The 26894-nt window shown below is 58.1% G+C and carries 21 protein-coding genes; 3 read left to right on the forward strand and 18 right to left on the reverse strand.

What is annotated here, in order from left to right:
* Positions 1-3: 3 nt before the first annotated feature.
* The 10 genes from hemN to ccoN form a co-directional block, all read right to left on the reverse strand.
* On the reverse strand, positions 4-1386 hold the full coding sequence (hemN, locus tag H8S56_RS10470) for an oxygen-independent coproporphyrinogen III oxidase (protein WP_187518591.1): 1383 nt from the start codon (positions 1384-1386) through the stop codon (positions 4-6).
* A gap of 105 nt (positions 1387-1491) precedes the next feature.
* Entirely contained in the window at positions 1492-2175 is a 684-nt protein-coding gene (locus tag H8S56_RS10475; protein WP_187518592.1) for a sulfite exporter TauE/SafE family protein, read from the reverse strand.
* A gap of 8 nt (positions 2176-2183) precedes the next feature.
* The gene (ccoS, locus tag H8S56_RS10480) at positions 2184-2402 is read right to left on the reverse strand and encodes a cbb3-type cytochrome oxidase assembly protein CcoS (RefSeq protein ID WP_187518593.1); all 219 of its coding nucleotides are present in this window, start codon (positions 2400-2402) and stop codon (positions 2184-2186) included.
* Positions 2381-4831: a heavy metal translocating P-type ATPase gene (locus tag H8S56_RS10485; protein WP_187518594.1), complete on the reverse strand. Its 2451-nt coding sequence runs from the start codon at positions 4829-4831 to the stop codon at positions 2381-2383. Before H8S56_RS10485 ends, ccoS begins: the two co-directional genes overlap by 22 nt.
* Before the next feature lies 1 nt (position 4832).
* Positions 4833-5372 (reverse strand): FixH family protein, encoded by a 540-nt coding sequence (locus H8S56_RS10490; RefSeq protein ID WP_187518595.1) that lies wholly within the window; start codon positions 5370-5372, stop codon positions 4833-4835.
* 10 nt (positions 5373-5382) lie between these two features.
* On the reverse strand, positions 5383-6798 hold the full coding sequence (ccoG, locus tag H8S56_RS10495) for a cytochrome c oxidase accessory protein CcoG (RefSeq protein WP_187518596.1): 1416 nt from the start codon (positions 6796-6798) through the stop codon (positions 5383-5385).
* A 64-nt stretch (positions 6799-6862) separates the two neighbouring features.
* Complete coding sequence (ccoP, locus tag H8S56_RS10500) at positions 6863-7840, reverse strand: cytochrome-c oxidase, cbb3-type subunit III (protein ID WP_187518597.1); 978 nt, start codon at positions 7838-7840, stop codon at positions 6863-6865.
* Positions 7837-8019 carry a cbb3-type cytochrome oxidase subunit 3 gene (locus H8S56_RS10505; protein ID WP_187518675.1) on the reverse strand — a complete coding sequence of 61 codons (183 nt, stop codon included), beginning with the start codon at positions 8017-8019 and terminating at the stop codon, positions 7837-7839. The genes ccoP and H8S56_RS10505 overlap by 4 nt, the downstream gene beginning before the upstream one ends.
* Positions 8020-8024: 5 nt before the next feature.
* Positions 8025-8633 carry a cytochrome-c oxidase, cbb3-type subunit II gene (gene ccoO, locus H8S56_RS10510; protein WP_187518598.1) on the reverse strand — a complete coding sequence of 203 codons (609 nt, stop codon included), beginning with the start codon at positions 8631-8633 and terminating at the stop codon, positions 8025-8027.
* Positions 8630-10075 (reverse strand): cytochrome-c oxidase, cbb3-type subunit I, encoded by a 1446-nt coding sequence (gene ccoN / locus H8S56_RS10515; protein WP_187518599.1) that lies wholly within the window; start codon positions 10073-10075, stop codon positions 8630-8632. The genes ccoO and ccoN overlap by 4 nt, the downstream gene beginning before the upstream one ends.
* A gap of 565 nt (positions 10076-10640) precedes the next feature.
* Between ccoN and H8S56_RS10520 the strand changes: the two genes are divergently transcribed.
* Positions 10641-11318: an alpha/beta family hydrolase gene (locus H8S56_RS10520; protein WP_187518600.1), complete on the forward strand. Its 678-nt coding sequence runs from the start codon at positions 10641-10643 to the stop codon at positions 11316-11318.
* Position 11319: 1 nt separating this feature from the next.
* Here H8S56_RS10520 and H8S56_RS10525 read toward each other — a convergent pair whose 3' ends face one another.
* The 3 genes from H8S56_RS10525 to H8S56_RS10535 all read right to left on the reverse strand — a co-directional run bounded on the left by H8S56_RS10525 (position 11320) and on the right by H8S56_RS10535 (position 15727).
* A complete protein-coding gene (locus H8S56_RS10525) occupies positions 11320-11778 on the reverse strand; it encodes a hypothetical protein (RefSeq protein ID WP_024689477.1) in 459 nt (152 codons plus the stop codon).
* A 111-nt stretch (positions 11779-11889) separates the two neighbouring features.
* A complete protein-coding gene (locus H8S56_RS10530; protein ID WP_187518601.1) occupies positions 11890-13797 on the reverse strand; it encodes an Ig-like domain-containing protein in 1908 nt (635 codons plus the stop codon).
* A gap of 49 nt (positions 13798-13846) precedes the next feature.
* Positions 13847-15727, reverse strand: coding sequence for a hypothetical protein (locus tag H8S56_RS10535; RefSeq protein ID WP_187518602.1), 1881 nt, complete (start codon positions 15725-15727; stop codon positions 13847-13849).
* Positions 15728-16525: 798 nt separating this feature from the next.
* Between H8S56_RS10535 and H8S56_RS10540 the strand changes: the two genes are divergently transcribed.
* Positions 16526-18337 carry an autotransporter outer membrane beta-barrel domain-containing protein gene (locus H8S56_RS10540; RefSeq protein WP_328803386.1) on the forward strand — a complete coding sequence of 604 codons (1812 nt, stop codon included), beginning with the start codon at positions 16526-16528 and terminating at the stop codon, positions 18335-18337.
* Between the two features lie 66 nt (positions 18338-18403).
* Here H8S56_RS10540 and H8S56_RS10545 read toward each other — a convergent pair whose 3' ends face one another.
* The 5 genes from H8S56_RS10545 to acnA all read right to left on the reverse strand — a co-directional run bounded on the left by H8S56_RS10545 (position 18404) and on the right by acnA (position 25616).
* Positions 18404-18931: a hypothetical protein gene (locus tag H8S56_RS10545; RefSeq protein ID WP_235986768.1), complete on the reverse strand. Its 528-nt coding sequence runs from the start codon at positions 18929-18931 to the stop codon at positions 18404-18406.
* Positions 18932-19355: 424 nt separating this feature from the next.
* The gene (locus H8S56_RS10550) at positions 19356-20015 is read right to left on the reverse strand and encodes a hypothetical protein (protein WP_187518603.1); all 660 of its coding nucleotides are present in this window, start codon (positions 20013-20015) and stop codon (positions 19356-19358) included.
* Between the two features lie 298 nt (positions 20016-20313).
* Entirely contained in the window at positions 20314-21879 is a 1566-nt protein-coding gene (locus H8S56_RS10555; protein WP_159372205.1) for a methyl-accepting chemotaxis protein, read from the reverse strand.
* A 98-nt stretch (positions 21880-21977) separates the two neighbouring features.
* Positions 21978-22769: a CPBP family intramembrane glutamic endopeptidase gene (locus H8S56_RS10560; protein WP_187518604.1), complete on the reverse strand. Its 792-nt coding sequence runs from the start codon at positions 22767-22769 to the stop codon at positions 21978-21980.
* Between the two features lie 102 nt (positions 22770-22871).
* Positions 22872-25616: an aconitate hydratase AcnA gene (gene acnA / locus H8S56_RS10565; RefSeq protein ID WP_187518605.1), complete on the reverse strand. Its 2745-nt coding sequence runs from the start codon at positions 25614-25616 to the stop codon at positions 22872-22874.
* A gap of 188 nt (positions 25617-25804) precedes the next feature.
* On the opposite strand from acnA, the gene rlmM reads away from it, so the two are divergent.
* The gene (gene rlmM / locus H8S56_RS10570) at positions 25805-26887 is read left to right on the forward strand and encodes a 23S rRNA (cytidine(2498)-2'-O)-methyltransferase RlmM (protein ID WP_187518606.1); all 1083 of its coding nucleotides are present in this window, start codon (positions 25805-25807) and stop codon (positions 26885-26887) included.
* Positions 26888-26894 lie beyond the last annotated feature (7 nt).

Raw genomic sequence — 26894 nt, forward strand, 5'->3', positions numbered from 1 at the left:
CACTCAGATCACCCGGGAAAATCGTCGGCGATTCTGCCGGGTGAGGTAGGTATCGAACACCCTGCATACCGATCGGACCAGCAAGCGTCCGGCAGGCAAGACCTTGAGCCTTTTCTGCTCCAGAGCGATCACCCCGTCGTCTGCCATCTCGATCAGTTGCGGCCAGATGGCGCTGAAGTAGCGCTCGAAATCGATTGCAAAGGTCTGCTCCAGATCGGCGTAATCAAGCCGGAAATGGCAGATCAGCTGTTTAATCACGGCACGTCTGATCCGATCGTCTTCAGTGCAGACCAACCCGCGTCTGGTTGCCAATTGATCGCTGGCGAGCAACGCCTGATAGTCGTTCAGATCGCTGCTGTTCTGGCTGTACAGATTGCCCACCTGACTGATCGCCGACACACCCAGACCGACCAGGTCGCAATGCCCGTGCGTGGTATAGCCTTGAAAGTTGCGATGCAGCGTGTGTTCTTCCTGCGCGACGGCCAGGTCATCGTCGGGCAGGGCGAAGTGATCCATGCCGATGTAGCGATAACCCGCCTGGGTCAGTTGTGAAACCGTGCGTTCCAGCATCAGCAGTCTGGTTTCGGCGCTGGGCAGGTCGGCGCTGTCGATGCGCCGTTGCGGCATGAAACGCTCTGGCAAATGAGCGTAATTGAACACTGACAGCCGATCTGGCTGCAGCTGGATGATCTCATCCACCGTGCGGGCGAAGCTGTCGGGGGTCTGTTTGGGCAGCCCGTAGATCAGGTCGATGTTGATCGAGCGAAACTGCAGCGTACGTGCCGCCTCGATCAACGTCCGGGTTTGCTCCAGGCTTTGCAGACGATTGATTGCCCGCTGCACGGCGGGCTCCAGGTCCTGGACGCCCAGACTGATCCGGTTGAACCCCAGTTCACGCAACAGCCCCATGGTTGCCCAGTCCGCTTCGCGAGGATCAATCTCGATGCCATAGTCGCCCGAGTCGTCGTCCAGCAAATTGAAGTGCTCACGCAGATGCGCCATCAAGTGCCGCAACTGGTCATGACTGAGAAACGTCGGCGTTCCGCCGCCCAGATGTAACTGTTCGACCACCTGGCCCGCATCGACGTGGCAGCCGAGCATCTGAATCTCCTGCATCAAACGCTGCAGATAAACCTGAGCCCGACCACGATCCTTGGTGATGACCTTGTTGCAGGCGCAGTAGTAACACACGTTGGCGCAGAACGGGATGTGCACATACAGCGACAAAGTGCGCATCGCCTTTCGACTGTCGCGCAGCGCATGCAGCAGCTCGAAAGCCCCTACATCGGTCTTGAACTGCACGGCAGTCGGATACGAGGTGTAACGCGGCCCGGTGAGATCGTAACGGCGGATCAGGTCTGAATCCCAACGAATGACGTCCAGCATGCGCATGTTTCCCGGATGGGGTGATGATGGCGGGAGCATACGAGGGGCGTGTTTATGGGGTGTTGATGTGGGTCAACCGGCTTTGCAGCGAGCAAGTCTGATCATTCAGTGACCCATCAACCAATGCTGATGAGGCCCCGGCAACGTCCATATTCCAAACACAATCACCAGCACGCCACCCGTCGCACGCACACTGCGTTTACGCAGCAGTGCGGTGGTGCGTTCGGCGGCGAGGCCGGTGGCTAGCAGGACGGGCCAGGTGCCCACGCCGAACGCCAGCATCAGCAGGGCGCTGTCGATAGCGTTGCCCTGGCTCGCGGCCCAGAGCAGGGTGCTGTAGACCAGCCCGCAGGGCAGCCAGCCCCACAGCGCGCCGAGAAGAAGCGCGCGGGGGATGCTCGAAATAGGCAGCAGACGGGTGGCGATGGGTTGTAGATGGCGCCACAGGCCTCGGCCCAGGCGTTCAATGTGGGTCAGGCCGCTCCACCAGCCGGCAAGGTACAGGCCCATGGCGATCAACAACAGCGCGGCGACGACGCGCATCGTCGTCGCCCCTGGACTGTTCGCCACCGCCCAGCCGACCATGCCGCTGAAGAAACCGGCAATTGCGTAACTGACGATACGTCCCAGGTTGTAGGCCATCAACAACCGCAGTCGCTGTCCACGCTGTTCTCGGGGAATGGCCAGGGTCAATGCGCCCATCAGCCCGCCACACATGCCCAGGCAATGCCCGCCGCCCAGCAGCCCCAGTATCAGAGCGGAAAACAGCAGGGGTATCAGGTCAGACATGATGAGCTTCAGGCATGGGGTTTTCCGTCGCTGTCTGACCGTTTGCGATCAGGCACGGTGCTTTGTGCCGCAGCCTGATGATCGGGATCCTGATCGTCGAACAGGATGCTGTGGGCCGGACCGTCCAGATCATCGTATTGCCCATCGTCCACCGCCCAGAAAAACACATAGATCGCCACGCCGACCAGCAGCAAAGCGGCAGGAATCATGATGTAGAGCGCGGGCATGATACCTCCTGGGCGAATCGTGCAGCGTGTGGAAGGCGTGTCAGGCGCAGGGCGTTGAGCACCACGATCAGCGAGCTTGCGGACATGCCGATGGCCGCCCAGATCGGGGTGATCCAGCCCAGCGCCGCGAAAGGCAACATGAGGCCATTGTACAAACCGGCCCATAACAGGTTTTCGATAATCACTCGACGGGTGCGGCGCGCCAGACCAAAAGCGTCGATCAGGCTGTGGAGGCGGTTGGAGAGCAGTACCGCGTCAGCGCCGGTCTTGGTCAGGTCGGTGGCCGAGCCCATGGCCACGCTGATGTTAGCGGCTGCCATGACCGGTACATCATTCACACCGTCGCCAATCATCAGCACGTTGTGCCCTTGTGCCTGCAATTGCTGCAGCACGGCCAGCTTGTCTTCGGGTCGCAGGCCGCCGCGTGCGTCGTCGATACCCAGCGTCGTTGCCACCGTCTGCACCATCGGCGAGCTGTCTCCGGACAGCAGCAGGGTCTTCCAGCCACGTGCCTGGCAGGCTTGCAGCAACTCGATCGCGTCGTCGCGCAGTCGGTCGTCCAGGCCGAACCAGGCCAGCGGGCCTTCAGTGTTGCCCAGCAGCAGCCATTGGCCGGTGTCGTCCGGCATCTGCAGTACGTCGGCATTGCTCAGCGCGCAGACGAAGGCTGGCTGGCCGATGCGTAGGCGTTGATCGTCTACACAGCCCTGCAGACCGAGTCCGGGTGTAGTCAGTACATCACGAGCAGCACAAGGTGCTTGGCCGAAGGCGCGTGCGATGGGGTGCCCGGATCGGCTTTCCAGCGCGGCGGCCAGTTTCAGGCAGGTGTCTGCGTCCAGTCTTCCCAGAGGAAGAACCGCTCGTAGCGTCAGGCGTCCTTCGGTCAGCGTGCCGGTCTTGTCGAAGATGACGGTGTCGATCCTGTTCAGGCCTTCCAGCACATGGCCGCGGGTCAGCAGCAGGCCGAGCCTGTGCAGCGTGCCGGTCGCTGCAGTGAGTGCCGTCGGCGTTGCCAGCGACAAGGCGCAGGGGCAAGTGGCGACCAGCATGGCCAGAACGATCCAAAGAGCGCGTGACGAATCAAGTTGCCACCAGACGAGGCCGATGACAGCGGCGGCGATCAGTGAAAGCAGCAGAAACACCTGCGCCGCGCGGTCTGCCACGCTGGCCAGTCGTGGCTTATCCGCCTGGGCACGTTCCAGCAGGCGAACGATGGCGGACAGTTGAGTGTCATGCCCCAGGGCGAGCACCTGAATCGTCAACGCACTCTCGACATTGAGCGTGCCCGCCGTGACGCGGTCGCCTGCACTTCTTGGCTTGGGCAGGTACTCACCCGTCAGCAGGGATTCGTCGACACTGGATTGCCCTTCGAGAATCGTGCCATCGGCCGCAATCACCGTGCCGGGCTGCACCAGTACACGATCACCCAAGCCCAGCTCGCTGAGCAGAATGCGCTCGGCCTGGCCGTCCTTGGTCAGTCGCAGGCAGGAGGCAGGCAGTACATTGACCAATTGTGCCGTCGCCACAGCAGTTCGTTCACGTGCCCGGCGCTCCAGATAGCGCCCGGCCAGGAGGAACAGCGCGAACATGCCGACGGCATCGACGTACAGCTCTCCTGTTCCGGTTATAGCGGTCCAGATGCCTGCGACATAGGCGGTGCCGATGGCCAGCGACACTGACACATCCATGGTCAGGTGGCGGCTGCGCAGATCACGCAGCGCGCCACGCAAGAACGGTGCGCAGCTGTAGAACACGATGGGCGTGGTCAGAAACAGCGCCACCCAGCGCAAGATCGTGTGCATCTGTGGGCTCAGGTCGATATTGAATTCTGGCCAAGTTGCCATGGTCGCCATCATCGCCTGAAACCACAGCAGACCGGCGACGCCCAGTTGCCGCAGCGCCAGGCGGTTCTCGCGGGCCAGCCGTTCGGCAGCACGATCCGCCTGCCAGGGATGTGCAACGTAGCCGATGCCGCGCAGCGCGTGCAGCAGTTGGCTGAAGGCGACCTGATGGCTGACCCAGCGCACCGTCAGGCGATGATTGGACAGGTTCAGCCGCGCTTCGACCACGCCCGCAAGCTTGCCGAGCCGCTGTTCGATCAGCCAGCCACAGGCCGCACAACTGATACCTTCAATGAGCAGGGTGGTTTGCGAAACCTCTGCGTTATGGTGCACAAAAGGCGCCTGTACGTCCGGGCGATCATAGAGCGCCAGTTCATCGGGCACTGGCGTGGGCAGGTATTCCGGGTTCGTTGAGGTCTCACTGCGATGGCTGTAATAGTGTTCAAGCCCGCCTGCAACGATGGCTTCGGCCACCGCCTGACAGCCCGGACAACACAGCGCGCGGGTTTCGCCAAGCACCACGGCGTTAAAGCGGCTGCCCGCAGGCACGGGCAGGGCGCAGTGATAGCAGAGCAGGGGCGCGTTCACGTCAGTCCTTTGGGCCTTGAGCCGCTTGAAGCGGTTCGTCGCCCAGCGTCAAGGTTCGTTCAGGTCTGATCCATTCTTCTTCGAACAGGCGCCAGGTCTGGCCGCCTTCGGTGCCCAGTAATTCGACGAAGCGCCGGCCTTCGACCCGGTCCTGAAGTTGCCCGACGTAGCGACCCGCTTCTGACGGGCTTCGGGTCAGGAATACGCGGCGATCCATCTCCGGCTGAGTCGGTGATATCAGGTTAATCTCCAGCCTTTCAGGGTTGCTGTTGCCGCTCAGGCGCAGTTCGGCTTCGCCGGTGACGTCGTCCAGATGAAGGCTGGCACGCAGCATGAGGGTCTGGGCCAGTACCTCACGGTTGATCGAGCGATTGATGCCTTTGCCCGCTTCGTAATAGTTGTCGGTGACCAGATTGTCCGGATGATTGATCGCGATGCCCGCCATGGTCAGGCTGAGCAGCACCGAACCGCTCAACATGGCAATGATGATCCAGGGCCAGAGGTGCTTGTACCAGGGACTTGCAGCGGTTGCGGCTGGCATGGCGAGGCTCTTAGCGAATGGACGGACCGATGAACCGGCTGCGGGTTTCGATGCGGGTGTCGTCGTGGTCGGCATCCGTGAGTATGAAGGTGATCTCCTGCGTACTCGACGGCAGGGCTTCAGGCGCGCTGGACAATTGCACCGGGATGCTGATGATCTCGCCTGCCTTGACGGTGATTTCGCGAAGCCCCTGCCATTTCAGATCCGGCAGTCCACGGGCTTCCAGCCCATAGGTATGAGCGACCTGATCCTTGTTCATGATCTTGAGGCTGTAGACGTTTTCGATACGCCCCTCGGCGTTTTCCCGATACAACGTGCGGTCCTTGCTGACATCCAGCCCCACCAGTGAGCGGGTCATGAAGGCGTTGACCAGCAGGCCGATCATCAGCAGCAGCACCAGCGCGTAGCCGATCAGGCGCGGACGCAGTGTACGCGTTGCCTGCCCGGACAGCCTGTGCTCGGTGGTGTAGCTGATCAGCCCGCGTGGATACGCCATTCTGTCCATGACCGTATTGCAGGCATCGATACAGGCCGCGCAGCCGATGCACTCGACCTGCAAACCGTCGCGAATGTCGATACCGGTCGGGCACACCTGAACGCACATCGTGCAGTCGACGCAATCGCCCAGCCCCTGCGCTTGATAATCCGCCTCTTTTTTCCGCGCGCCGCGCTGCTCACCGCGTTGCGGGTTGTAGGACACAATCAGGGTGTCCTTGTCGAACATCACGCTCTGGAAGCGCGCGTACGGGCACATATAGATGCACACCTGTTCGCGCAACCAGCCCGCATTGGCGTAGGTCGCAAGGGTAAAGAACCCAACCCAGAAATACGCCCAGCCATCGGCCTGCCCGGTGAACAGGTCGATGCTCAGTTGACGAATGGGCGAAAAATAACCGACGAAGGTCAGTCCGGTAACAAAGCCGATTAATAGCCACAGGCTGTGTTTGGCCAGTTTGCGCAGCAGTTTTTCGCTGCTCATGGGCGAGCTGTCGAGTTTGATGCGCTGGTTGCGGTCGCCTTCGGTGAGCTTCTCGCACGCCATGAAGATCCACGTCCATACGCTCTGCGGGCAGGTATAACCGCACCATATGCGCCCTGCGTAAACCGTCACGAAGAACAGCCCGAACGCCGCAACGATCAACAGGCCGGACAGCAGGATGAAGTCCTGTGGCCAGAAGGTTGCGCCGAAGATGTAGAACCGCCGCTCGGGCAGGTCCCACCATACGGCCTGATGCCCATCGAGATTGAGCCAGACCGTACCGAAGTAAATCAGCAGCAGCAGCGCCCCGGCCGTCATGCGCAGGTTGCGATACAAACCCTTGAACGCACGGGTGTAGATTTTTTCGCGCGAGGCATAGAGATCGACGAATGCGTCTTCGTCATCGTTCGGGGGCGTGACATTGTGTACCGGGATCCGTTCACTCATTGCGCGGTCCAGCAGCGAAGGTATTCAACGGGTCGCCGTTGGGTCGCTTGCTGACAATGCATGGTCATTGCGAGACCGCCGGTTTTTCCTGGCGCGACAGGCTGTACACATACGCCGCCAGAATGTGCACCCGGTCATCGCCCTGCGTCGCCTTCTGCGCAGGCATCTGCCCCTGACGGCCGTAACGAATGGTTTGTTGAAGCTGGGCGAAACTCGTTCCATAGATAAAACCGCCGGGCTGTGTCAGGTCCGGAGCCCCGAGCACAGCCAGGCCTTTGCCTTCGGCTCCGTGGCAAGCGATGCAACTGGAGGCATAAAGCTTTTGTCCGGCAACCGGATCGGCTTTGGCACCGTCCGGCAGGGCTCGACCGTTCATGAGTGTCAGGACGTAGGCCGACACGTCGCGCACGCCTTGCTCGCCCAGCACCTCGCCCCAGGCGGGCATTATCGCGTGACGGCCGTTCAGGATGGAGGTCTTGATGGATTCAGTGTCGCCACCCCAACGCCAGTTAGCGTCGGTCAGGTTCGGAAAGCCATAGGCGCCTTTAGCGTCAGAACCATGGCAGACCGAGCAGTTGGAGGCAAACAGTCGCGCACCCATGCCCAGCGCTTTGGGATCTTTGGCAACGTCCTCGATGGGCATGGCGGCGTATTTGGCAAACAACGGCCCGAAACGGGCTTCGGCACTCGCGACTTCCTTTTCCCACTCATGAACACCGGTCCAGCCTTGCTTGCCGTCGGCAAATTCAAGCTTTTTGTCCTTGTCCAGATAGGTGTAACCCGGCAGTAGGCCTTGCCAGTTACCCAATCCCGGATACAGCACCAGATAACCCACAGCGAACACAATGGTGCCTATGAACAGCTTGAACCACCATCCAGGCAGAGGATTGTCGTACTCCTCGATACCATCGAAGGCGTGGCCCATGGTCTCGTCGGTCTGATCCTTGCGCTCGCCCTTGCGGGTCGCTATCAGCAACCAGACCAGCGCGACCAGCGTACCCAGCGTCAGCACCGTGACATACAGGCTCCAGAAGGTACTCATCGCTTTTCGCTCCTGGACGGCTCGACCTTGCTGATGGCCTCGGGATCATCGGCAAAAGGCAGCAACGTTGCGTCGTCGAACTCAGCCTTGCGCTTCGGGCTAAACACCCATAGCGTCAGGCCAATGAACGCCACCATCACCACCAGTGTGCCGAGGCCTCGAATCATTCCGATGTCCATCGTGTTCACCGTTTGCTCTTGATGAGGGTGCCGAGGCCTTGCAGGTACGCGACCAGTGCGTCCATTTCGGTCTTGCCTTGCACGGCTGCGGCTGCTCCGGCGATGTCTGCATCGGTGTAGGGCGTGCCCAGCGCGCGCAGTACTTCAAGCTTTTTGGCGGTGTCCTTGCCGTCTAGCACCTTTTCGACCAGAAACGGGTAAGCCGGCATCTTTGACTCAGGGACGACGTCGCGCGGGTTATACAGGTGCGCGCGATGCCAGTCGTCCGAGTAGCGGCCGCCAACCCGCGCCAGATCAGGCCCGGTCCGTTTCGAACCCCACAGAAACGGATGATCCCAGACGCTTTCGCCTGCGACCGAGTAATGGCCGTAGCGCTCGGTTTCCGCACGAAACGGGCGGATCATCTGTGAGTGGCAACCCACGCAGCCGTTGGCGATGTAGACGTCGCGGCCTTCCACCTCCAGCGCGGTACGCGGCTTCATGCCTTCGATGGGCTGGTTGGTCACGTCCTGAAAGAACAGCGGCACGATCTGCGTCAGGCCGCCGATGCTGACGGCAATCACCATGAAGAAGGCCAGCAGTCCGATGTTTTTTTCCAGCACTTCATGTTTCATGAGTGCGCCCCTGCAACGGTGATGCGTGCCGCCGCCTCTGCCTCTTCAGGGCTGGACGCACGCACGGTGCGCCAAACGTTGTATGCCATCAACAGCATGCCGCTGGTGAAGATCGCACCACCGATGGCGCGCACGACATAGCCCGGATGACTGGCCTGCATGGCTTCGACGAAGGAGTAGGTGAGGGTGCCGTCGTTGTTGATCGCGCGCCACATCAGCCCCTGGGTCAGGCCGTTGACCCACATGGAGGTGATGTACAGCACGGTGCCGATGGTTGCCAGCCAGAAATGCGCGTTGATCAGGCCGGTGCTGTGCATGTGCGGGCGTCCGAAAACCTTGGGGATCAGATGATAGGTCGCGCCGATGGTGATCATCGCCACCCAGCCCAGTGCGCCCGAATGCACATGACCGATGGTCCAGTCGGTGTAGTGCGACAGTGAGTTGACCGTCTTGATGGCCATCATCGGCCCTTCGAACGTCGACATGCCGTAGAACGCCAGCGAGACCACCAGAAAGCGCAGAATCGGGTCGGTCCGTAACTTATGCCAGGCACCGGACAGGGTCATCATGCCGTTGATCATGCCGCCCCAGCTCGGGACCAGCAGGATGATCGACATGACCATGCCCAACGACTGCGCCCAGTCGGGCAGCGCGGTGTAATGCAGGTGGTGCGGGCCTGCCCAGATGTACAGGGTAATCAAGGCCCAGAAATGCACGATGGACAGGCGATACGAGTAGATCGGGCGCTCGGCCTGTTTGGGCACGAAGTAATACATCATCCCCAGAAAGCCTGTCGTCAGGAAAAAGCCGACCGCGTTGTGCCCGTACCACCATTGGATCATCGCGTCGGTGGCACCCGCGTAGGCCGAGTAGGATTTGAACAGGCTGACCGGCAGGGCGATGTGGTTGACCACGTGGAGCATGCCGGTCACCACGATAAAAGCGCCGTAGAACCAGTTGGCGACATAAATGTGGCGGGTCTTGCGTTGCACGATGGTGCCGAAAAACACTGCGCCGTAGGCGATCCATACGATGGCCAGCAGGATTGCGATGGGCCATTCGAGTTCTGCGTATTCCTTGGTGGTGGTGTAGCCCATGGGCAACGAGACGATGGCGCTGACGATGACCGCTTGCCAGCCCCAGAACGTGAAGGCTGCCAACCGGTCAGAGATCAGCCGGGTCTGGCAGGTGCGCTGCACCACGTAATAAGAGGTGCCAAACAGCGCGCAACCGCCAAAGGCAAAGATCACCAGGTTGGTGTGCAGGGGACGCAGGCGTCCGAAGGTTGTCCATTCAAGGTTGAAGTTCAGCTCGGGCCAGACCAGTTGCGAGGCGATGAACACACCCAGCGCCATGCCGACAATGCCCCAGACCACGGTCATGATGGCAAACTGGCGAACCACCTTGTAGTTGTAGGCCGTTGGGCTGATTGCTGCGCTCATGACACACTTCCAGGGTTCAGATTTACAGGCGCATTCGACGCTGGGCATCGTCGCACGACAGCGCCAGGGCAGACCGAAAGGGCGGGGCATGTGGAACAGGCAAGGCGCTCTGGAGCAGGGTGTTCGCCGCAGACCGCCGTCGGCAAGCTTAACTTTGAAACAGGAGTGTGGGAAGTCGATGAGTAAAAGTTGTCCGCGTGGTCAAAAAAAGTCCGCACCTCATTGCAAGGCGCGGACTTCATGCGGCGTCAACAATACAGCCTATCCCGAAGCAGGAGTTGATCAGGACTCCTGGGAAAGCGGCTCACGCCTGTGGTTCGTGATTGCTTGTGTCATTGCCCAGCAAATTGGCCTGAGCAGGCGAATGACCTGGTGAACGAAACCACCATGCTTTATTGCCATGCGATCAGGGTGTCACGAGTAAACTGCCCGGTTGCTTAATGTTGGGGCGTTCAGTGTCCCGGCACCTGTCAATGCATCGCATCTATACGTTACGCCACTGCGGCTGAACGGTTGCTGTCGGGTATAGTTCGGCCCCTCGAACACCCATCATAAGGACGCACGCATGATTGATGACGCAGCACAGGCTCAGTGCGCACAGCTGGCGCAGGGCCATGGATGGCTGTGGACGGCAGGCCAGCGTGATACGACGCACGAACCTGTCACGCTGGTACTGGCGCATGGGGCCGGGGCACCGATGGACAGTGATTTCATGAACCGTATAACCGCTCACCTCGCAGCGCTGGGCGTGAACGTCATGCGTTTCGAGTTTCCTTACATGGCCCAGCGACGTGAGGGTGGCAGCAAGCGTCCACCCAATCAGCAGGCACAGTTGCTCGATTGCTGGCGTCAGGTGTGTGAACAGCTAATGCCGCATGTGAAAGGACGTCTGGCCATTGGCGGCAAGTCCATGGGTGGCCGGATGGCCAGCCTGATTGCCGATGAGTTGAAGGTCGATGCAATGGTGTGTCTGGGCTATCCGTTCTATGCCGTGGGCAAACCGGAAAAACCGCGGGTGGCGCATCTGGCCGATCTGCAGACGCCAACCCTGATCGTTCAGGGTGAGCGTGACGCGCTGGGTGATCGCAAGGCAGTTGAGGATTATGAGTTGTCGAGCGCCATTGACCTGTACTGGCTGGCAACGGCCAATCATGACCTTAAACCGCTCAAGGCCTCGGGTGCCACGCATGAGCAATACCTGGCTGAATCCGCTCAGGCGATTGCCACATTCCTGCGTGCCTGAGTCACTTGCACTGCACGTCGAAGGCACCCTCCGTGACCTCGAATGCCATGGCCGAGATGGCAAAGCTGAAATGACCTTTCAGGCGCATTGTGCGCGGATTGGCCTCGATCAGCGTAAGCACGCCGGTCTGGAAGTGCCCCGAGTGATAGATAACGCTCTGCCAGTGAGGCGTTTCGTTGTAGATCACCTTGATTCGGTTATGACCGATCAGGTTATGGCTGCCCACCCGTAAGTCATGGTCAAAGAACAGGCCGATACTGGTGCGCTTTCTGCCGACCTTGCCGTCGGCGATCACCTTCCATATCCAGTGATCGGGAGCGTTTGACAATTCGGGGCGTTTGGTCAGCCGGCCCACGAGCGAAGACAAAACAAAGGGCTTCTGGTTGACGCTCGCCGCAAAGGTCCCTTCGCTGGAAGGAGGGCGGACGAAGCGTTTGGCGGGAGTGACGGTGCGGCGCATGGGCTGGCTCTTGAAGCAGGATGGCGGTAAACCTGTGCGCAGACATGAAAGGAGGGCGCTACGTCTTCACGTAACGCCCCGAGGTTTCCTGACTAACGCTTCAGCGATGGCTTAGCGGATGGCGATGCCAAGACTGGCATTGTGGTGCAGCAATTTGAAGTCTGCGCCTGTGACCAGATTTTTCACGAAGTACCACTTCCAGCCCACCAGATTCACCGCGGCGACGGTCGAGGACCAGTAGTTGCCTTTGCCCAGCGGCCAGCGATTGCGGTAGGTGGCGTAGATCTCGTTGAGCTCCTGAATGGACGGAATCCTTGCGTTCCTGGCATGCGCGGCGCTGGTCATTTGCGCCAGACTGCCGCTGCCAAGCCCAAGGCAATGGATAACGCCTGTGACGGTGACCTGATAGCTTTTGGTCGAGCCCAGCGCGTCGGTCACCGAAATGGTTGCTGTCCCGTTGCCGCGGACTGTCGTCAGGCCGTTGCCGTCCACTTTTGCCACCAACGGATTGCTCGTCGCGTAGCGGTAAGGCGCCTGCCCACCCGAGGCCTGGCGTTGAACGCTGGTCCCGGCTGGAAATGCCGGCAGCAAATCCGGCATGCTCGGGATCAGATAGACCTTGCCTGCCAGCTTGACGGGTGAGGTGCCGAACTCCAGTTCCTTCTTGACCGTGAGCCACAACGGAACCGATTTCTTTGCTGTTCCTGCCCGCGTCACCGTATAGGTGATGCTGGCAGAGTCGCCTTCTACCGCAAGGATCAGGGCCTTGGGAACGGTGAACTGCAACTCGCTGGTGTTTCCAGACTGTGCCGGTGTGTCATAACTCGTCCGGCCGCGCCAGTTGAGTACCACGCTGTCGGCACTGTTCATGCCTGGGTAGCTGACCCGCACCGTTGCCCCGGAATCTGGAATCAGCGAAGGCGTCACGACTCCGTCTGCGCCGACCGAGTCCATACGCGGCGCGGGGAGGTCGGTCAGTCCGTCGAGAACCGTCAGGGTCAGCGTCTCGGAAGTCTGTACCAGGCCGTTGGCGCGGTTGACGGTGTAGGACACTTGCACGACCTGTCCGGCGTTGGCAACGACCAGCGCAGCGGCAAACACCGTCTCCAGCGATTTGCCCGCTTCACTGCCGACGATGGTCTTTTCTTTGGTGTCGCTGCCCTTGGGACCTTGCCATTGCACCGTGACGCGATCACCGGCTTTGAAAGCAGCACTGGCGGCGATGACCGCAGTTGCGCCGTCAGGGGCGTTGACCGGGTTGAGGGTGTTGCCGGTGGCTTCTTTGATGGTAGGGGTGGGCAACGGAGTTGCTACGGATAGCTGTAGCTTGATCACCAGCGGTTCCGAGTTCATGGACACATTGCCTGCAAGGTCGGTCACTGTGTAGTGAACCGGGGCTTCAATGTCGCCGATCAGCTCGAGGAATGGCCTGACAAAGTCGACCATGACTCGCTTCAACCCCATGTCATCAGCGGTGACAACAGCCATTGGTCCAGGCACGTTGTTCCAGTAAGTGCGGATAACGTCGCCTTCTTCCATACCTTTATAGCTGGCGATCGTTCCTGACAATACATCACCCAGGTTTTCCAGCTCATCAGAGGTCAGACCGTTGTAAACCAGACTTGGAAATAGAATCGGCGCGAGCACCGGGCTGCCTGGAGGCGTAAGGTCTATGGAGAACCGGGCTTCCTGAGAAAGCTCTGTGACCATGTTGACGGGGTTTTCGACTTCATAAGCGATGACGTAATTGCCTTCTTTAAGCAACTCAGAAGGAATCTCCAGACTCAAGAGATCGTCAGGTTGATGACTGTTGAGGATTTCTTTTTTAGGGCCTACAGGTGCCTGGTTAACGTAAAGCTGGTAGGTGTAACCCGGCATCGCTCCTGGCCAGACTTTTAACTCCACATTAAGCGGTTTGCCTAGATAAATAATCGGTACGACACCATTACTCAAGGCGACCGGAACAGTGGGGGCTTCTAACGAGGGGGCGTCAGAATCGAGTGCCATGGTGTTAAGCATATAAACATCCTTTTAATAGAGTGGTTGCGGGCCGCAAGGCCCGCATGGATTAACGCAGGTAGCACGTGATCTCAATAGGGTTGAGCATATTGACAACCACTCGCGTCGTCCGGGAGTTCGCCGGGCTTTGATTACTGCCCTCTACTGGATTAACCGTGTAACTGGCTTCTGCAAAGCCGGTACAGATCCGACGGGTATTGATGTAAGGAACCTTGAATTTATAACCTTCAACGCTGTCGATTTCATCCAGCTTGCGAGTCGCAACATACGTCGCAGATTCGATTGGGTTATTCGACGTGTCAAAACCTTTGAATGTGAACGTAATACGCTGTCCTTCAGCAATATTGGTGTAAGGCGCGACAGTGACATAGGCACCATCCGGGTTTTCGTTAGGCCCCAAAACCCCATTCGGCGTTAGATTGAAAGTGGGGCCATTCAAGCCATCCGAGCCTCCGGGCTGTTCCTCTTTGGACCGAACAGTCACCGGCTGTACCGGAGACTTGACTGGGTTGGGATTGCCTGCTCGTGTCACGGTAAAGTGTACCGGGATGGCAGCACCAGTTCCCTGGCTTCTCATGATGTCGCCGTCAATGGGGATGATCAGATCTTTCTGATTGGCGATATCGCTGGACTTGATCTGATACCACTGTAGCTTTACTTGATCCCCCCAATAGAGATTCAAGTCATCACTGATTGCCAGGTCGGTATTCCAGCTGACAATGCCTCGTCCGTTCAGTTCGTAGTCGTCCTCATCAATGAAGTTGTCGTCCTTGTTCGGGTTGGCGACACTGGTGCCTTGGATGATAAGGCTGTCCAGAGGCGCTGGAAGAGGCAGAACAGCGAAGACATCAATGTCCGTATACAACGAAAAGCCTGTGATTTCGTCTTTTCGTGAGACTTCATAATGCACACTCACTTTACCTTCCGGTGTGCGCATGATGGCTTCGTAAGGCACTCGCAGCGTCATGACGATGTCTTCATTCTCATCACCCGCCGGCACAATAACCGGCAGCAAAGGATTGTCATCGCCCCAGAACAATTGAATGTGGTCAAGCGCCGCAGCACCCGGATAGTGAGGGATGTCAACCAGTACGCCCGCTTTTGCCTCTGTGTAATCAATCAAATCACCTGCCGCAGGATCAATGACCGGAGCCGGGTAGTTTGAAGGTAGATCTTGTAGCTTAAGCGTGACCGGAACGGGATTGGAAAACATGGATGCGTTTCCAGCCCTGTCAAAGATCTGGTATTTCACCAACTGTTCGCCTTCTCCGATGCCGTTCAGAAAGTCGCGTGTAAAGGTGATGACCACCTTATCCAGCCCCATGTCATCTTCATTGACCACCGCGGTTGGACCTTCGGTATCGCCCCACCAGGTTTGAATGAAGTCGTGTTTTCTCATGCCGGTATAACCCGCGATCTGTACGTCGAGTTTGCCGCCCAGTTCATCGAGTTCTGCAGCAGTCAGCCCATTCTGGATCTCGGGCGGGAACTGTATGGCCGCCAGTTCTGGAGCACCCGGAGGGGTTTTGTCGATCTGGATTCTGAAATTGTCCGAAAGTGCTTCTGTCTGGTTATCCGGATTAGTGATCAGGTATTGGACGTTGTGGAAGCCCTCGGAAAAATGCTCTGTCGGAATCTCGAGTGTCAGGATATCTCCCGGCTTGTCCGATTCCAGAATGAACTTCATGGGTTCTACTTTTGTATTGTCGAAGATAAGCTGATAAGTGTAGCCTGGAATCGCACCTGGCCAGACCTCAAGCGTTACGGTCAGGGGGGCGTTCAAGTAAGCAATGGGAATCAGCCCTGGAGTGTCTTGGTCATGGAAGGCTTCCGCAATATCGGGTGCGGCCAGTTCCAATGGTAAGTCTCGGTAGCGTTTTTTTGAAAAGCGAACAGGCGTTGGCGATACATTTTTAAATGTTTTGTTCATGAGTTGTACCCTTGTTATATGATTTTTAACACCCTGATAGGTGTCTTTCTGGAATGAGTTTAAAAAGTTAAAACAGTCCTTGCGTGAAGGTTTTGACCCTCATTCACGACTGGAAGTAATAGGGTTTTCGCTATCATGTCAACCCCTTTGTTGAGGTTTTATTCGTCATTTTTAGTGTTAGGAGAGTTGAGTCTTTTCGAGTGAAAAAAATGTAAGATGTTTCTTATGGTTATTCAGGAGTGGTACTACAAATCTTAACGTGGGTTGATGAATTTTCGAGAGGTTAATCACACTAAATTGCCGGCCTCAATAACTGAGGAGATGGCGGTGAATTATTCGTTGGAAAGTGAAAAAAAAATTAATCTGATTGTGCAGTGCTCACTGGTGTTGTTTTTGGCGGTGCTGGCGAATAGTGTTTCGGCGGGTGAAGATCGAGGCGGTGTAGACCTCGTAAAAAAAGAATTTACTTTGCCCGACGGGCAAACAATCATGGCGATTAATGTCTCCGGAAAACCGGTAACGGTGGGTTCGAATGCACCCTATGAACACTATATTGTCAATCAGGGAGGGGTACTAAATGTTATTGATAACGCAAGATTGAAGGAGATTACAGTCAATGATTCAAAGTTGATAATGCAAACGGGTTCTGTAGACAGTGGTATCACCATCGCTAATGGCAACGCGCGTATCGATAACGCCACTATAAAAAATTTGTCCGGTGTAGGTTTGGCGGTTCGCAGTTATGCTGTGCCGGGAACGGGCTCCGTGTTGCGTATTGGTTCGAGTGATGTAGCGGGGATGGGGAGAGGTATCGCAGCCGGTGTGTTTGTTGATGTTGATATCAGAGACACCCGCGTACAGGGATATACAGCGAGTGGGCTGCGTGGGGAAGGCCATGGCGTTTATTCAGCGGGTTCGAAGATTGTTATCGCTGAAAACAGCTATGTTGCGGGTGATGAAGTTGGCATCGGGATAGTCGATCCAGCTATTGGTCAATTGCTGGAAAGTGACTCTATTGTAACTATCGATAACTCGGTCGTTGAGGGCCTGCGCGGTGCAGCCATCAGAGTGGATCGTCGCAGTTTGCTGGATATTCATGCAGACATCACGGTAAAAAATAATTCTCAGTTGCTCTCGGGTAACGGCAACCTGTTGGAAGTCTCTGAAAGCAGCCTCGTTGACTTTAAAGTGGATGACAGCACGCTCGAGGGTAATCTGGTCTCCGATGACACCAGCAACCTGAAGGTCACCCTGCAGAACAATGCCAGCCTGACCGGCGACATCGTTAACGGCAACACCCTGGCTGTGACCTCTGGTGGCCACTGGCAGATGGTCGGTGATAACGCGATCAAGTCGCTGTACATGGACGGCGGGCGCGTGGGCTTTGCGAGTGAAGGGTTTCACACCTTGTCGCTGAACGAGTTGTCGGGGCAGGGCAGTTTTGCCATGCGGGTGGATCTGGACAACGGCGTCGGCGACCTGCTCGCTGTCAACGGTCAGGCCAACGGGCAGTTCGGATTGCGGGTGCGTAACACTGGACTGGAAGTGGTGTCTCCCGACATGGAGCCGCTGAGAGTCGTGCATACCGAAGGCGGCGATGCGCAGTTCAGTCTGCTCGGCGGCCGCGTGGACCTGGGGGCTTTTTCCTACCAATTGAAGCAGCAAGGCAACGACTGGTTCATCACGGGTGAGGACAAGGTGATCAGCCCATCCACGCAAGGTGCGTTGGCGCTGTTCAGCGCCGCACCCGTTGTCTGGACAAGTGAGCTTTCGACGCTGCGCACGCGTATGGGCGAAATCCGCGGCAGCGGCCAAGGCGGCAGCTGGATGCGCGCTTATGGCAGTCGTCTGAACGCCACGACGGGCGATGGCGTGAATTACCAGCAGCAGTTGAGCGGTCTGTCGCTCGGTGTGGATGCGCCGGTCGAAGTCAGCAGTGGTCAGTTGCTGTTCGGCGTGTTGGGCGGTTACAGCAAATCCGACCTGAACTTGAGCCATGGCACGTCGGGCAAGATCGACAGCTATTACGCGGGCGCTTACGGCACCTGGCTGTCGGACGATGGCTATTACGTGGATGGGGTGCTCAAGCTTAACCGTTTCCGCAACAAGGCGAAGGTGGCGATGAGTGATGCCACTCAGGCCAAGGGCAACTACAGCAACAGTGCCATGGGCGGCTGGGTGGAGTTTGGTCGGCACATCAAGCTGGCGGACGATTATTTCCTTGAGCCTTTTGCGCAATTGTCCAGCGTGGTTGTTCAGGGTAAGGACTACCGCATGGACAATAGTCTGAAGGCGAAGAGCGATCGTACGCACTCGCTGTTGGGCAAGGTCGGCACTTCGGCCGGACGTAGCATCGCGCTCAAGGATGGCGGTGTGGTGCAGCCTTACGTGCGCGTAGCGGTGGCGCAGGAGTTCTCGCGCAGCAACGACGTGAGCGTCAATGACGCGACGTTCGACAACAGCCTGTTCGGCTCGCGAGCAGAGCTGGGGGCTGGTGTATCGGTGTCTCTGTCCGAGCGACTGCAGGTGCATGCGGACTTCGATTACATGAAAGGCAAGCATATCGAGCAACCCTGGGGGGCCAATGTGGGGCTGCGCCTGGCGTTCTGACGCGTAAAGCGCAGCAGGTTTCTGCCGTCCAAGGCCCCCGGCGATCACTCGCCGGGGGCTTTTCAATTAGTTTTCAGGGTATCGGCGAGTGACCCAGCGTTTGCGTTGTCGCTGCCGGTCTGTAACCGGAAGTGCATGGTTGACGGTGACCTTGAGGACTGGCGATGTGCCCAGCATGTGTTGCCCCCGATAGACCTCGTAGTACAGATCTACCAGTCCGTAATGGAGGAATGGCAGAAAGTTGTAGGAAATGCACAGCACGCGCACGATGCTGTTTGCTCCTACGCGGTGATAAACCTTGGTCACTGATGAGTTCTTGCCCCAGTAGAAATGAATGACGTCATCCTCACAGAGCCTTATTGATCCAGGAATGTGAACGGATATGCCCGCGAAGGCTTGTTCCTGAGTAATCGCATCCGGGTTCACGTTGGGCAATATGGGCGCCTTTAGCGTCTCCGAGATATCGGAGGGTGTAACGAGGCTGAGATGAGGCGTTTTAGTAGAGTAATGGGCTGCCGCTTCTTCGATTAACGGTGCGGTTTTTTCTTTTGGCTGATCGTCAGACGTTATTGTTTTCGAGTCATCTTCACTCATTGTGGTCCCTTGTCTTCCATATGATTGTGTTTTGTAAGGTTTGGCGTGCAATGACGCGTTGTCATTGCTGGGATATTACAAGTCAATCCATTGTTAAGATCAAGTCATGGGCAACTGTCCAGCTATGTTGCTTATTCGAAGTGATATTGTTACGTCTTATGTCACTCTGGAAGTGTTCGTTGTGGTGCTGAGCCCCGTATTTACAGGGTGAAACTAATTGTTGAGTCTTTTTCCGTGTTTCAAGGGCTGGATTTTATGTAGGACGTTAACTACAGTCCTTTCTGAAAATCAGGTAAAAATCGTGTGATCATCCTTATCCCACTCTTGCGTAGGACATTTCATTCGAAGTTCTCATTCAAATCGCTCACGCGTTTGCGTGAGCGACTGCGAAGTCTGTATTCAAATGAGTGTTTTTTGGAGCGGTTCAGCGTTGCATGGACAGTTCGACAAGTTGCGCCATGATCGAAACGTTGCCGGCCCGGTCGGTGACCTGATAGCTGAACGTGATGTGTTCGCTGTCCAGGCGGGTCAGGAAGTCGCGTTGGAAGGCGATCTGCACCGGCCGGTCGCTCAGGTCTTCGGGGGTAACGACGTGAGCGGGGCCGTCGATGCCGTTACAGATCGTCTGGATGCGGTCGCCGGGCTGCATGTCTGCATAGCCGGGGATCGCGCCTTTGAGGACGTCACCGAAGTTGATCTGCGGGAAGATGATGGGGGCTAGCAAGATTGCGCCGGGGGCGGTGCGGTCGATTCGGATGGTTGTTGCGCGTGAATCATTCGCAACAGACCCAGGATATCCCACCCACCTATAATTGATTGTGTAGACACCGTCACTGATAAAGTGCTCCGGTTGCATACTCATGCTGAACGAAACCTCGCCTGGGGGGTTAGGGTCAGTAATGGTTTCTTCGATTCCAGTAGCAACATCGTTAATGATTAGCTCAGCCCGGTCGCCTTGGCGTATCAAGCCGTTTATGGTAAATCGCACCTCTATAGCCGACTGCAGGTCTTCTGTTTTTATAAGCCCGTCATGATCGGCTGCTGGAATGGTTGGAGCCGCTAGCTCAATTTTTTTGATGTTCATTATTCTTCTCCGAGTATTTAAGTAGGCGAGGTTTAACGCCTGTTTGCCTTTTCTTTCCTGGGCAGTGTGCAGTGAGCTTTTAAAAGTGCTGCTGTGTACTGCTTGAACTTTACATAATCGGAAAAGAGTTTTGGTGTCAAATGCCTGATTGGCTTTTTTAATGGATGGGAAATGCCCTACATTAACCTCGGATGATGTTGTAAGAATTTTGGGTTATTGAGTGTGACTGGTTAAGCTGCACCCAACAAAAAGCCCCGGCAAACCCAAGTTTGCCGAGGCTCTTTCACACATCTTCTCCTTACCGATTAAACCGCTCCACCAACGAATATTGCGAATTGGCCGTATCCGTCAACTCCGCACTGAGTACCGCCGAGCGATGGGCTTCGTCCGATGTCTTGTCAGCCAGGCCGGCAATGTTCGCGATATTGCGGTTGATCTCTTCGGCCACCGAGCTCTGTTCTTCCGTGGCTGTGGCGATTTGAGTGGTCATGTCGGTGATGTTGGCCACAGCTTCGCTGATGCCGACCAGCGCCTGATCGGCTTCCAGTACGCGTTCCACGCCTTCTTCGGCCTGACGTCGTCCGGCGTCCATGGTTTGGACGGCGTCGTTGGCGGTCTGCTGCAGTTTGGCGATCAGGCCGTGGATCTGCCCGGTGGATTCAGCTGTGCGTTGTGCCAGTTGGCGGACTTCGTCAGCAACCACGGCAAACCCACGGCCCATTTCTCCGGCACGTGCGGCTTCAATGGCTGCGTTGAGGGCCAGCAGGTTGGTCTGGTCGGCGATGCCTTTGATGACGTCAACCACGCCACCGATTTCATCGCTGTCCTTGGCCAGTTGCGTCACGGTCAGGCCGGTTTCGCCGACCGAAGTCGACAGGCGCTGGATGGCTTCACGGGTCTCGCCGGCTATGTCGCGGCCGCGACGCGTCAGTTCGTTGGCCTGTTGGGTGGCCTCGGCGGCGCGATTCACGTGGTTGGCGACTTCTTGAGTCGTGGCGGCCATTTGATTGATGGCGGCGGCCACCTGCTCGGTTTCCAGACGCTGACGCTCAAGGCCGGTCGAGCTGGCGTTGGCCAGTGAGTTGGACTGGCGCGCCTGATGGTTCAAGTGTTCGGCAGTGTCCTGCAGGCGCGTCAGGCAGGTTTTCATGCGCGCCTCCTGACTGAGGATCGACATCTCCAGACGCGCCTGCGGGCCACGGCTGTCTGTGTACATCTGCGCAATCAACGGGTCGGAGGTGGTCAGCTCGGCCAGGCGCAGCAGGCGCTTGGTGCCGCGTTGTTGCCACGACAGCCCCAGCAGGCCTAGCGGCACGGAGAGTGCGGCTGCCAAGGCAAAGCCCCAAGGTGAGTTCAGCCAGGTGCCGATGAGAAAACCCAACTGGCTGACGAGTATGAATGGCAGCCAGTCCTGCAGCACCGGTAGCCATTTATCACGGCTCGGTACCGCGCTTTTACCTTGGTTGAGGCGTGTATAGAGCCCTTCGGCGCGGCGGATCTGTTCGGCGGTCGGCTTGATGCGCACGGACTCGAAACCCACCACCTGGCGGTTTTCCAGCATCGGCGTCACGTAGGCATTGACCCAGTAGTGATCGCCATTCTTGCAGCGGTTCTTGACGATACCCATCCACGGCTGACCGGACTTGAGCGTCGTCCACATGTGTTCGAAAACAGCAGGCGGCACATCAGGGTGGCGCACAGTATTGTGCGGGGCGCCGACGAGTTCTTGTTCGCTGTACCCACTGATGTCGACGAAGGCGTCGTTGCAGTAGGTGATGGTGCCGCGGGTGTCGGTCGTGGAAATCAGGCGTTGTTCGGCAGGAAAGGTCCGCTCACGTTGAGTGACTGGCTGGTTATTGCGCATGGGATTTCGGTCCTTCGATCGATAAGACGTTGGCGTGTTATCGACCGGTAAGTCCGAAAATTGAATGGTGTTATCAGCGAAGGGCTAATCCGGTGCAGCTACCGGCCCAGCATGGGGTAGGTAAACAGTCCGAAATGCACCAGATTCAGCCCGAAGTGGCTGATGACCGCAGCCGGCAGACCACCGAAACGGAAAGCCACCCCGTAACCGATGCCTGCCATGCCCGCGAGCAGAACCCACTCCCATCCGGCGCCCAAATGGGCAAGTCCGAAAAGGCAGGCCGTGATGGTAATCGCCAGTGGAGTCGCCATCCTTGCACAACCGAGCCATCGTTGCAGACCGCCTTGAAGATAGGCGCGGAAGAGCAGTTCTTCAGTCAGGGTCACCAGGAGCAGATTGTTTGCCCACCAGATCGTGCTTTGCGCAGGCCACTTTGGATTCCAGCCCATCATGCCCAGCAGAACAGCGGTCGTCATGCAGAAGGCCGATGTGACTACCAGTGCGAGAACGCCGACTTTAAGTGAGTGGGCAATGCGTGTGCTGACCAGAATCCAGGGGCAGGCCAGCAACAGCCAGAAGCCGATCAAAGGCTTGTCCAGATTCAAGTCCATCGTGAAGGCCGCTGCGTCAGGCGTAAACCGTACGGCATCTATGACAATGGCGTTATAAAAACCCGGCAGAGCACCAACCGCCAAGGCAGTCCCAGTCATGATGAACAAACCATGACCCAGTATGCGAACGTAGCGAGGGCGTGCGTTCTGGACGCACACGCCGGCGATGATCAGCAGGCCCAAGCCCAGCGCCGCTGCAAGGGTGAGACTGCCATATGAGAGCGCCAGCCCGTACCCTATACCCAGAAGACTTAACACGAGCCAGTGCCGTGAGGCCATGGGAGGAGTCCCGATAAATGAAATCGGTGATTCTACAGCGCTCCAAAGGCCATGGATTGCCTAAAGAAGGCACCTGGGATATCCCAGGTGCCTTCGCGGCTATCAGGACGCGATCAACTGCCGCAGGACGTAGTGCAGGATGCCGCCGGACTTGAAGTACTCGACTTCATTCAACGTATCGATACGGCAGAGCACGTCGACCGTCTCCTGACTGCCGTCCTCGCGCGTGATGTGCAATTGCAGGCCCATGCCAGGACGAACCTCGGCATCCGTCAGCCCGGTGATGTTCAGCGTCTCTTTGCCGGTCAGGTTCAGGCTCTTGCGGGTCTGCCCGTTTTTGAACTGCAACGGCAGCACGCCCATGCCGACCAGATTGGAGCGGTGAATACGTTCGAAACTCTCGGCAATCACCGCCTTGACGCCCAGCAGGTTGGTGCCTTTGGCCGCCCAGTCGCGGCTGGACCCGGTGCCGTACTCCTGCCCGGCAATGATCACCAGGGGGGTGCCTTCCTGTTGATAGCGCATGGCTGCGTCGTAGATCGCCAGCTTCTCGCCGGACGGCACGTACAGCGTATTGCCGCCTTCTTCCCCGCCGAGCATTTCGTTACGGATACGGATATTGGCAAAAGTGCCGCGCATCATCACTTCATGGTTGCCGCGACGCGAGCCATAGGAGTTGAAATCCTGATAGTCGACGCCTTTTTCCTTCAGGTAGCGACCCGCAGGACTGTCAGCCTTGATGTTGCCGGCGGGGGAGATGTGGTCAGTGGTCACCGAGTCGCCCAGCAGCGCCAGGACGCGCGCGTTCTGGACATCCTCGATGACTGGCAGCGGGCCTGCGATGTCATCGAAGAAGGGCGGGTGCTGGATGTAGGTCGAGTCTTCCTGCCAGACGTAAGTCGCCGCTTGCGACACTTCGATGGATTGCCACTGCGCGTCACCGGCAAACACTTCGGCGTATTCCTTGTGGAACATGCTGGTGTTGACGCTTTCCACGGCTTCGGCAATTTCTTTCTGGGTCGGCCAGATGTCACGCAGATAAACCGGCTGGCCATCCGAGCCTTCGCCCAGCGGCTCGCTGCTGATGTCGATGCGCACCGAGCCTGCCAGTGCGTAGGCGACTACCAGTGGCGGCGAGGCCAGCCAGTTGGTCTTGACCAGCGGATGAACGCGGCCCTCGAAGTTGCGGTTGCCCGACAGCACCGAGGCGACTGTCAGATCAGACTGTTGAATGGCCTTCTCGATGGGCTCCAGCAGTGGCCCGGAGTTACCGATGCAGGTGGTGCAGCCGTAGCCCACCAGGTCGAAGCCCAGCGCATCCAGATACTGCGTCAGGCCCGCTGCCTTGTAGTAGTCAGTGACAACCTTGGAACCCGGTGCCAGTGAGCTTTTCACCCACGGCTTGCGCTGCAGGCCTTTTTCGACCGCCTTCTTCGCCACCAGCCCGGCCGCCATCATGACGCTTGGGTTGGAGGTGTTGGTGCAGGACGTGATGGCGGCAATGACCACCGCCCCATCTTTCAATGGATGGGTCTGGCCATTGTGCTCGTAAGAGGTTTCACCGCCGACTTGAGCCTCATTACCCACCGCGACACCGCCACCGCCTTCACTTTCCAGGCGGCTTTCTTCGACCTTGGCAGGCTTGACCTGCAAGCCCAGGAAGTCGCTGAACGCTTGAGCCACATTGGGCAGCGCGACCCGGTCTTGCGGACGCTTCGGCCCTGCAAGGCTGGCCTCGACTGTGCTCATGTCCAGTTCCAGGCTGTCAGTGAACACCGGTTCCTGACCTGCCAGACGCCACAGGCCTTGTGCCTTGCAATAGGCTTCGACCAGCTTCACGGTTTCATCCGGACGACCTGACAGGCGCAGGTAATCCAGCGTCACGTCATCGACCGGGAAGAAGCCGCAGGTTGCGCCATATTCCGGCGCCATGTTGGCGATGGTGGCGCGGTCGGCCAAGGGCAGATCGGCCAGGCCGTCACCAAAAAACTCGACGAACTTGCCGACCACGCCTTTCTTGCGCAGCATCTGGGTCACGGTCAGCACCAGGTCGGTGGCCGTGATGCCTTCTTTGAGCTTGCCGGTCAGCTTGAAGCCGATCACTTCCGGGATCAGCATCGACACTGGCTGGCCGAGCATGGCCGCCTCGGCTTCGATGCCGCCTACGCCCCAGCCCAGCACGCCCAGGCCGTTGATCATGGTGGTGTGCGAGTCGGTGCCGACCAGGGTGTCGGGGAACGCATAAGTGCGACCGTCTTCCTCTTTGGTCCAGACCGTACGGCCCAGGTATTCCAGATTCACCTGGTGGCAGATGCCAGTGCCCGGCGGTACCACGCTGAAGTTGTCGAATGCGCTCTGGCCCCAGCGCAGGAACGCGTAGCGCTCACCGTTACGCTGCATTTCGATGTCGACGTTCTGCTCGAACGCTTTCGAGTCACCGAACTTGTCGACCATCACCGAGTGGTCGATCACCAGATCCACTGGCGACAGCGGATTGATGCGCTGCGGGTCACCACCGGCCTTGGCCATCGCGGCGCGCATGGCGGCCAGATCCACCACGGCAGGTACGCCGGTAAAGTCCTGCATCAGCACCCGGGCAGGGCGGTATTGAATCTCGCGGTCGGAGCGACGGTCCTTTAGCCAGTCGGCAATGGCCTTGAGGTCGTCACCGGTGACGGTCTTGTCGTCTTCCCAGCGCAGCAGGTTTTCCAGCAGCACCTTGAGCGACATCGGCAGCTTGTCCAGATCACCCAGTGAGCGGGCGGCATCGGGAAGGCTGAAGTAGTGGTAGGTCTTGTTATCGATGTCCAGCGTTTTCAGGCTTTTCAGGCTATCGAGGGAGGGCATGAACGGCTCCTTGTAGAATAATCTGTGAGCGACAACGCGCGAGTCCGGATGCATCAGGTCGTGGACGTCACGTCAGGCTTCAAGCTTAGTGGACTGTCGGCCCGCGCCAGTGGTTCCTGATTCCGTTATCATGCGCGGCTTTGAAGTCCGCCGGGTTACGCCCGAGTGTCTGTTGCCCTGGAGTCACCATGAATACGCTGTTTATGCATTGCCGGCCCGGTTTCGAAAGCGAGGTTTGCTCGGAGATCGCCGACCATGCTGCACGCCTGGACATTGCGGGCTACGCCAAGGCGCGGCCCAACACCGCTTGCGCCGAGTTCATCTGCAGCGAGCCCGATGGCGCCGAGCGCATGATGAATGGCCAGCGTTTCGATCAACTGATTTTCCCTCGGCAGTGGGCGCGCGGCCTGTTTCTCGATCTGCCGGAGACCGATCGCATCAGCGTAATCCTCGGCCAAATGGCTGATTTTCCGGTGTGCGGCAGCCTGTGGCTGGAAGTCGTGGACACCAACGACGGCAAGGAACTGTCGAATTTCTGCAAGAAGTTCGAAGCGCCGCTGCGCAAGGCCCTGTCTCAGGCCGGCAAGCTGATCGACGATCCGCGCAAGCCGCGTCTGCTGCTGACCTTCAAAAGCGGTCGCGAGGTGTTTCTGGGGCTGGCCGACGCGGGCAATTCGGCGATGTGGCCGATGGGCATTCCGCGCTTGAAGTTTCCTCGCGAGTCGCCCAGCCGCTCGACATTGAAGCTGGAGGAAGCCTGGCATCACTTCATTCCTCGGGATCAATGGGATGAGCGTCTCTCGGGCGACATGACCGGTGTGGATCTGGGCGCTGCGCCTGGTGGATGGACGTATCAATTGGTGCGACGCGGCATGCTGGTCACGGCCATTGATAACGGTCCGATGGCCGAAAGCCTGATGGACACCGGGCTGGTCCAGCACCTGATGGCTGACGGCTTTACCTACAAGCCTCGTCAGCCAGTGGACTGGATGGTGTGTGACATCGTCGAAAAGCCCGCGCGCAATGCGGCGCTGCTGGAAACCTGGCTGGGTGAAGGTTTGTGCCGCGAAGCGGTGGTCAACCTCAAGCTGCCGATGAAACAGCGCTACGCTGAAGTGCGTCGTCTGCTCGACCGGATCGAGGAAGGCTTCAAGGAACGGGGTGTGCGTGTGTCGATCGGGTGCAAGCAGCTCTATCACGATCGTGAGGAAGTCACCTGCCACTTGCGCCGGCTGGATGTTGCCAAGACCGCACGCCCGCGCAAGGGCTGACTTGAGC

It is taken from the genome of Pseudomonas triticifolii (assembly GCF_014358015.1).
GTDB lineage: Bacteria > Pseudomonadota > Gammaproteobacteria > Pseudomonadales > Pseudomonadaceae > Aquipseudomonas > Aquipseudomonas triticifolii.

What these genes read in the sequence shown, in the direction of transcription:
- H8S56_RS10540 (WP_328803386.1), top strand. Translation starts at nt 16,526, where the DNA reads ATGGGGAGAGGTATCGCAGCCGGTGTGTTTGTTGATGTTGATATCAGA.
- H8S56_RS10505 (WP_187518675.1), bottom strand. Translation starts at nt 8,019, where the DNA reads ATGGACATCGGAATGATTCGAGGCCTCGGCACACTGGTGGTGATGGTG.
- acnA (WP_187518605.1), bottom strand. Translation starts at nt 25,616, where the DNA reads ATGCCCTCCCTCGATAGCCTGAAAAGCCTGAAAACGCTGGACATCGAT.
- H8S56_RS10560 (WP_187518604.1), bottom strand. Translation starts at nt 22,769, where the DNA reads ATGGCCTCACGGCACTGGCTCGTGTTAAGTCTTCTGGGTATAGGGTAC.
- H8S56_RS10550 (WP_187518603.1), bottom strand. Translation starts at nt 20,015, where the DNA reads ATGAACATCAAAAAAATTGAGCTAGCGGCTCCAACCATTCCAGCAGCC.
- ccoO (WP_187518598.1), bottom strand. Translation starts at nt 8,633, where the DNA reads ATGAAACATGAAGTGCTGGAAAAAAACATCGGACTGCTGGCCTTCTTC.
- rlmM (WP_187518606.1), top strand. Translation starts at nt 25,805, where the DNA reads ATGAATACGCTGTTTATGCATTGCCGGCCCGGTTTCGAAAGCGAGGTT.
- H8S56_RS10535 (WP_187518602.1), bottom strand. Translation starts at nt 15,727, where the DNA reads ATGAACAAAACATTTAAAAATGTATCGCCAACGCCTGTTCGCTTTTCA.
- H8S56_RS10555 (WP_159372205.1), bottom strand. Translation starts at nt 21,879, where the DNA reads ATGCGCAATAACCAGCCAGTCACTCAACGTGAGCGGACCTTTCCTGCC.
- H8S56_RS10545 (WP_235986768.1), bottom strand. Translation starts at nt 18,931, where the DNA reads ATGAGTGAAGATGACTCGAAAACAATAACGTCTGACGATCAGCCAAAA.
- ccoP (WP_187518597.1), bottom strand. Translation starts at nt 7,840, where the DNA reads ATGAGTACCTTCTGGAGCCTGTATGTCACGGTGCTGACGCTGGGTACG.
- ccoN (WP_187518599.1), bottom strand. Translation starts at nt 10,075, where the DNA reads ATGAGCGCAGCAATCAGCCCAACGGCCTACAACTACAAGGTGGTTCGC.
- H8S56_RS10520 (WP_187518600.1), top strand. Translation starts at nt 10,641, where the DNA reads ATGATTGATGACGCAGCACAGGCTCAGTGCGCACAGCTGGCGCAGGGC.
- H8S56_RS10530 (WP_187518601.1), bottom strand. Translation starts at nt 13,797, where the DNA reads ATGCTTAACACCATGGCACTCGATTCTGACGCCCCCTCGTTAGAAGCC.
- H8S56_RS10525 (WP_024689477.1), bottom strand. Translation starts at nt 11,778, where the DNA reads ATGCGCCGCACCGTCACTCCCGCCAAACGCTTCGTCCGCCCTCCTTCC.
- hemN (WP_187518591.1), bottom strand. Translation starts at nt 1,386, where the DNA reads ATGCTGGACGTCATTCGTTGGGATTCAGACCTGATCCGCCGTTACGAT.
- H8S56_RS10490 (WP_187518595.1), bottom strand. Translation starts at nt 5,372, where the DNA reads ATGCCAGCCGCAACCGCTGCAAGTCCCTGGTACAAGCACCTCTGGCCC.
- ccoS (WP_187518593.1), bottom strand. Translation starts at nt 2,402, where the DNA reads ATGCCCGCGCTCTACATCATGATTCCTGCCGCTTTGCTGCTGGTCGGC.
- ccoG (WP_187518596.1), bottom strand. Translation starts at nt 6,798, where the DNA reads ATGAGTGAACGGATCCCGGTACACAATGTCACGCCCCCGAACGATGAC.
- H8S56_RS10475 (WP_187518592.1), bottom strand. Translation starts at nt 2,175, where the DNA reads ATGTCTGACCTGATACCCCTGCTGTTTTCCGCTCTGATACTGGGGCTG.